3 protein-coding genes and 1 pseudogene are annotated in these 6,144 nt (G+C 38.8%); 2 read left to right on the top strand and 2 right to left on the bottom strand.

Features of this window, described 5'->3' with window-relative positions:
* Positions 1 to 1,063 precede the first annotated feature (1,063 nt).
* Positions 1,064 to 1,468, bottom strand: coding sequence for a co-chaperone YbbN (locus AFK68_RS14940; RefSeq protein WP_094673486.1), 405 nt, complete (start codon positions 1,466 to 1,468; stop codon positions 1,064 to 1,066).
* A 47-nt stretch (positions 1,469 to 1,515) separates the two neighbouring features.
* A complete protein-coding gene (locus tag AFK68_RS14935; RefSeq protein WP_094673485.1) occupies positions 1,516 to 2,229 on the bottom strand; it encodes an NnrU family protein in 714 nt (237 codons plus the stop codon).
* 1,528 nt (positions 2,230 to 3,757) lie between these two features.
* On the opposite strand from AFK68_RS14935, the pseudogene AFK68_RS41805 reads away from it, so the two are divergent.
* Both AFK68_RS41805 and AFK68_RS41800 read left to right on the top strand, forming a co-directional pair.
* Positions 3,758 to 4,335: pseudogene (locus AFK68_RS41805) on the top strand (LysR family transcriptional regulator); the annotation flags it as partial.
* A gap of 1 nt (position 4,336) precedes the next feature.
* Positions 4,337 to 4,852: LysR substrate-binding domain-containing protein (locus tag AFK68_RS41800; protein WP_246844208.1), on the top strand; the 516-nt coding region annotated here is incomplete at its 5' end.
* Positions 4,853 to 6,144 lie beyond the last annotated feature (1,292 nt).

Below are 6,144 nucleotides of genomic sequence, written 5' to 3'. Positions count from 1 at the left end.
AATTCTAAGATGGGTAAAGAAATATTCTTCTTTGAGTCCTTACCGATTTAACATAGCAGAAACTTCAGAGAGTGTCAAGCCCCTATAGGAATTTTTGGTGGTGGTGCATAGTAATGGTAGAGAGAGTGTGGGGAGTGTGGGGAGTGTGGGGTGTATTAGACCTCTCCTTTCATCCCAAATCCAATCAATTATTACCCATAAATTATCAATTACTTCTCGACTTGGACCTATTTTCTGGAGATACGCTTAGGGCTTCTATATATATAGCCTTCAAAAACTATAACGTTATAGATACATAGTGTTTAATATCATCTCCGGTGGTATCGGAGCGTGTAAAAGTTGGGGAAATATTTACCTAATTTAAGGTTTTTCCTTTTCTTCTTGCTTCTTCCTTCTTCCTTATCTCCTAGATAACTAAAGCCTTCTTCATTCTTCCTTTAAACCCAAATCTCTGTACTCTAAAAAACATAAAAACTGCTATAAAAACGCGCATTGTGCGGAGCACTAAACGACAGATTTTTTTCTTGAAATAGAAAGCTTTATACCTTTATTTTTCGGTAAAGTATAAATCTAAATCAATAGAAAACTGAAAGAGGCTAAAACTAGCTCGAAAGGAAACCATTATTCCCTTCATTTCTAGTTTTAACCTCTTTATCTAATACTCAGCAACAGTATAATTAACTATTCACAAATTGCTAGTCTATGCTAAGTAGACAAAATGACCAAAAATCAGGTCTCAAATTGTAAGCATTCAGCCGTAAGCTAGCCTCCTGGATCGGAACGGCCTATTACAGAAGAGCTATCCTACTGAATGGGCAGCGAAACACTTTTTCGTATAGGGAATGCTCCGCAAACATGTCGCGTTTGCGTTAGCATTCCGTAGGAAAGCTAAACATTAACAGCTTTCAACCTCTTAGATAAGGAATGAAAAAAATAAACTTCAGTATTTTAACCCTCTAGTTTCATAGGTTGCTATTGATAACTCTTAACTGATAATTAAAATCACCGCCACAGATATAAGTCTCCCAATATTTAACAATCAAAAAAAATCCCTAGACTTAATCTATCGGGATTTCTTAATGCCTGAATTTTGACTTAATGAAATTAACTGAGGTTCCAAAGGTTGAGTTAGGCGACGGTCTTGATAGCTCAACATAAAAGCATCCAATGTCCGTCGGAAATCTTCTCGTGCCTGAAAATGATCCACTCGATTAACTATTTGGCCATTTTCAAACAGAATTAGGGTAGGCAAGGTTCTAAGTTGATATTTACTAGCCAGTTTTAAACTTTCGTCAGCATTCACCCCTACTAGCTTTAATTGGCCATTCCACTCAGATTGAAATTTAACTAATTGGGGGACAATCATTTTACAAAGGCCACACCACGATGCCCAAAAATGAACTAAAACAGGATGAGAGGATTCCAAGACCTCTTCTTTAAAAGTCTTTTCGCTAACTGACAAAACCATGATCCTTGAATCTATATTAATTAAATTTTTTATATCCTGGGATCATGCTACCAATATACGTTCCCAGTTGCACGGATTAGTAGAGGATGAGCTTGCCAAAATAAAAGGACAAAAATTCCTACCCCAAGGTAAGCCCATCGGAGAAACTCATGCAGCTCTAAGGTTTGACGTCCTTGAATAATTGCCAGAAAAGGAATAACTGATGTTCGAGACTTTAATTTCTTATAAGATTCACCAAAACGCTCCTGAAGTCGGCGATCGCCATGCCAAACTCCAAATAAGTGATGTAAGATAAGGCCAACTGATGTAACAAGAGTAAAACTTGTCCCTAACCAAAGGGTATGGGCAATACACCATATTACTTGGCCTACCATTTGGGGATGGCGAGTAATGCGAATAATCCCTGTTTCATGGAGATGGACTTCAGGCTTTTGAATTGCTGCAACTTCTAAGAGATTGAATGTAGAGGGGTATAGGAAAAGGAATGAAATTGCTGATAATATCCAAACTATAGGTTTGACAATTGGGACACCTTGTAGTTGCCATAACTGTAAGCCATCGTAACGGTGATTGAAAAAGTAAACAATCAGAACTACTGCCAGTGGTAGACTGACTAGGGCAAATAAGATGCGATAGAGTCTAGGACCAATTTTGGTTTCTGCCCAGGAACGGAGAGCAGCTAAACCACTATGGGCGATCGCGAAACTCAACAGTAACCCCAAGATGATCAAATGGCTAGGGGTTAACGAATCATTAGACATGGCCATTATAGAAAATTGGATGGTTGTGCATAGTAATGGTATAGGAAGTGTGGGAAGTGTGGGGAGTGTGGGAAGTGTAGGAAGAAAATAAGATTCTCATCATTACGGCTACAGGAGAACCGAAAATTGATAATAAAAGTTAACTTTTTGAGGATTCCTCCAGTAGTATGCTAAGGGGACGTAAACTGCCAACCCCTTAAATGGGGAAGGAAATATAGTGAGTGTGGAGGCTAATTTGCACAAGAAATTATTTACAGGAGATTGCCAGTAAATGAGGTACATTCTTTAATTTGATAAATCTCCACCATTTGAAAAACTGGTATACAAACTATTTTTGCTGTACCTCATAAACCTGAAATACCCTGTATATAGAACTCGCCAGGACAGTCAGGGCATTCTCGCTCCTCTTAAATAGAGTCATAGCAAGAATGTACGGGGGAATAGCCATTTGCCCTGACTGACTTTTGTGAGGAATGTGGAAATCTCAATTTCTAGCTAAGACTTATAGGTTAGCTCTATGCTTCTAGTAAGTTTTAGCCTTAATCCTCAAGATAAGTCTCAGGTACTTTTGNCCTGTATATAGAACTCGCCAGGACAGTCAGGGCATTCTCGCTCCTCTTAAATAGAGTCATAGCAAGAATGTACGGGGGAATAGCCATTTGCCCTGACTGACTTTTGTGAGGAATGTGGAAATCTCAATTTCTAGCTAAGACTTATAGGTTAGCTCTATGCTTCTAGTAAGTTTTAGCCTTAATCCTCAAGATAAGTCTCAGGTACTTTTGTCCTGATTTAGTTTAATCTAAACAGGAAGATCGGAGCTTGATGAACTAATCAGAAAAGACCAGGGGATGAGAAGAAAGGTTTACATGGGGCGTGGAAAGATTCTTTCAATCCTTTCCTAAACTTATACAATAGGCAACTTATAGCAAAAGGCAAAAGTCAGGTTATTGATATTACTTTCTCTCGGTTGTTCCATAAGTTCTCAGGTTATTTTTATGGCTACTGCTATAAAAATCCGTTGAGTTCTATTTAATAAAAAGAGGGAAAGGTGAAGAGGTGAGGAGATGAGAAGATCGGAAGTGTTTTTCAAACTTTTTCCTCTATTCCTTCCCTCTATACTCTTGACTTCTGAGTTAATATTCCTACCTCCTTATGGAAAAACTTAATCTTGGCAAAGATAGCAAATGGGTTCCTTAACGAAGTTAGAAGTCAGAAGTCAGAAGTCAGAAGTCAGTAGGAGCGAATGGCCATTTGCCCCTACATAAGTTGTTTTTGTAACGGGGATTTACGCCCTGCTCCAAAGACATTTCCCCTTAAAAAGCGGGGTTGCGCGACCCAATTTTTTTGATCCATAAAACCTGGTTTAATACAGAAAAAGACTATAAATTTAAACTTCTCATCAGTTTCCCACTCTCTTCTTGCTCTCCAACAACCTATAGAGTCAAATCAAAGGCAGTTAGGTCAGCAATTTGTCGATTAGGAAACCCTTTCGGCATCAACTCCCTAAATTTCTTTTTCCTTTAACAATATGTCTGAGCTTCCTTTCACCCTAGACCAATTACGCATTCTCAAAGCCATCGCTGCTGAAGGTAGCTTTAAACGAGCTGCCGATAGTCTGTTTGTTTCTCAACCAGCAGTTAGTTTACAGGTGCAAAACTTAGAAAGACAGTTAAATGTGCCCTTATTTGACCGTGGCGGTCGCCGGGCACAATTAACTGAAGCTGGTCATCTACTACTTACTTACGGTGAGAAAATATTATCTCTTTGTCAAGAAACTTGCCGGGCGATCGAAGATTTGCAAAATCTCCAGGGAGGTACTTTAATTGTTGGTGCTTCTCAAACTACTGGCACTTATTTACTACCCCGAATGATAGGGATGTTTAGACAAAAGTATCCTGATGTGGCTGTACAGTTGCACGTTCATTCTACTCGTCGTACTGCTTGGAGTGTGGCTAATGGACAAATAGATTTAGCTATTGTTGGGGGTGAAGTTCCTCCAGAATTACAAGAGTCTTTGGAAGTTATTCCTTATGCTGAAGATGAGCTGGCCTTAATTTTGCCTGTTTCTCATTCCCTGGCTGAAAAGGAGACTATTCAGAAAGATGANGAAGTTATTCCTTATGCTGAAGATGAGCTGGCCTTAATTTTGCCTGTTTCTCATTCCCTGGCTGAAAAGGAGACTATTCAGAAAGATGACTTGTATCACTTAAATTTTATTACTTTGGACTCTCAATCTACTATCCGCAAAGTAATCGATCAAGTATTATCCGAGAGTGGCATTGATACTCGCCGCCTGAAAGTAGAGATGGAACTAAATTCAATTGAGGCAATTAAAAATGCTGTTCAGTCTGGTTTAGGGGTGGCTTTTGTTTCTGTTTCTGCTATTGAAAAAGAATTACAAATTGGGGTTTTAACTACAGCTAAAATAGATCAGATTGTTATTAATAGGATATTATCAGTCATTTATAATCCTAATCGTTATCGTTCTAAGGCAGCAGAGGCTTTTAGTAAGGAAATTTTGCCTTTGTTTTCTAGCTTAAATTTCAACCCAGATCAGATTAAACCTTTATCTAAAGAAATACCTCCTATAGAGGTAGTAACAAATAATATTAATGAAACTTGAATCAGATAAAAGAGGAGTCAGGAGTCAGAATGGTTTGGGCAAATTTATTTTCTACAGTTATTTTAGGTTTAATTTTGCCTACCTATTTATAGCTGAAGTTAGAAGGCGCGAAGTTATATGAAATACTAAAATTTTTGCTATAAATACTTAGGCTGTTTCAAGGAGTCAGGAGTCAGGAGGAATAGCCTATATATCATTTAGTCAAAGTCAAACTCTATTTTTAGTCAAATATTTATAAGTAAAGTATTTTAAGCAGGCAAAATTATTCGTAGCATTCTTTTTTATTTTTATCTTAGATAGGGTAGCCGTCGGATTAGCGATGTATATAGCGCTGTGCTCCGGGAACAGGCACTATTGGAACAGGCAACAGGGGGCAGAAATTGCCGATAGTATAAGACTTTGAGCTGCTTGGCCCCTACTACAATTTGTAAATATACCAGCGCTCATTGCTATAGAAGTTCAATTCGCAGCAAAGACCAAAGACTTGAGAATTTGAGGATGTCAGCGCTAGTAATGTTGACTACTTTATCTTTATCTTTAATATTACGTTGCTGAATAAATGTATGATTTTACCGAAAAATTGGGTTTAAAGCCTCCCCCTTTTAGGGGGGACTTTGTGTGATGCTAGAAAAAGTGGAAAGGTATTCAACCACTCTAAAAACCTAGCTACTTAATCAGTAGCGCCATTTACCTTGAAAAATGCGNTTCAATTCGCAGCAAAGACCAAAGACTTGAGAATTTGAGGATGTCAGCGCTAGTAATGTTGACTACTTTATCTTTATCTTTAATATTACGTTGCTGAATAAATGTATGATTTTACCGAAAAATTGGGTTTAAAGCCTCCCCCTTTTAGGGGGACTTTGTGTGATGCTAGAAAAAGTGGAAAGGTATTCAACCACTCTAAAAACCTAGCTACTTAATCAGTAGCGCCATTTACCTTGAAAAATGCGGTCAGACCCCGCGTCGCCGTCAGCTCGCTTGCGGTGCGACCCCGCGACGACGACAGCTCGCTTGCGGAACGCGCACCAAGAGAGGGAATGTTGACCAAGAGAAGAGTTATGGGGTTTTGCACTCCGAATGCTTGTGTATGGAAAAGCTCTAAGCAACAAGTACCAGAGAACCAAAGTTTTTTTAGGTTTGAACTGTACCGTAGGGCATAGGTCCACAGGCTCTTGAAATAGAGTAAACGCTTGGGGAGAGAACCATCTCTGGCTTAGGTATCGCAAGGTATCTGATTTAAGTGGACTCATTGAACCAAGAATCCTGTTTTCAGGAGAATCTCCGCGCCTAAC

It is taken from the genome of Hydrocoleum sp. CS-953 (assembly GCF_002260545.1).
Taxonomy (GTDB): Bacteria; Cyanobacteriota; Cyanobacteriia; order Cyanobacteriales; family Microcoleaceae; genus Trichodesmium.
Note: the sequence above shows the minus strand (reverse complement) of the source record. Positions and strands in the feature narration are given on the sequence as shown.

Coding starts and splice junctions, on each gene's coding strand:
- AFK68_RS14940 (WP_094673486.1), bottom strand. CDS start 1,468: ATGGTTTTGTCAGTTAGCGAAAAGACTTTTAAAGAAGAGGTCTTGGAA.
- AFK68_RS14935 (WP_094673485.1), bottom strand. CDS start 2,229: ATGTCTAATGATTCGTTAACCCCTAGCCATTTGATCATCTTGGGGTTA.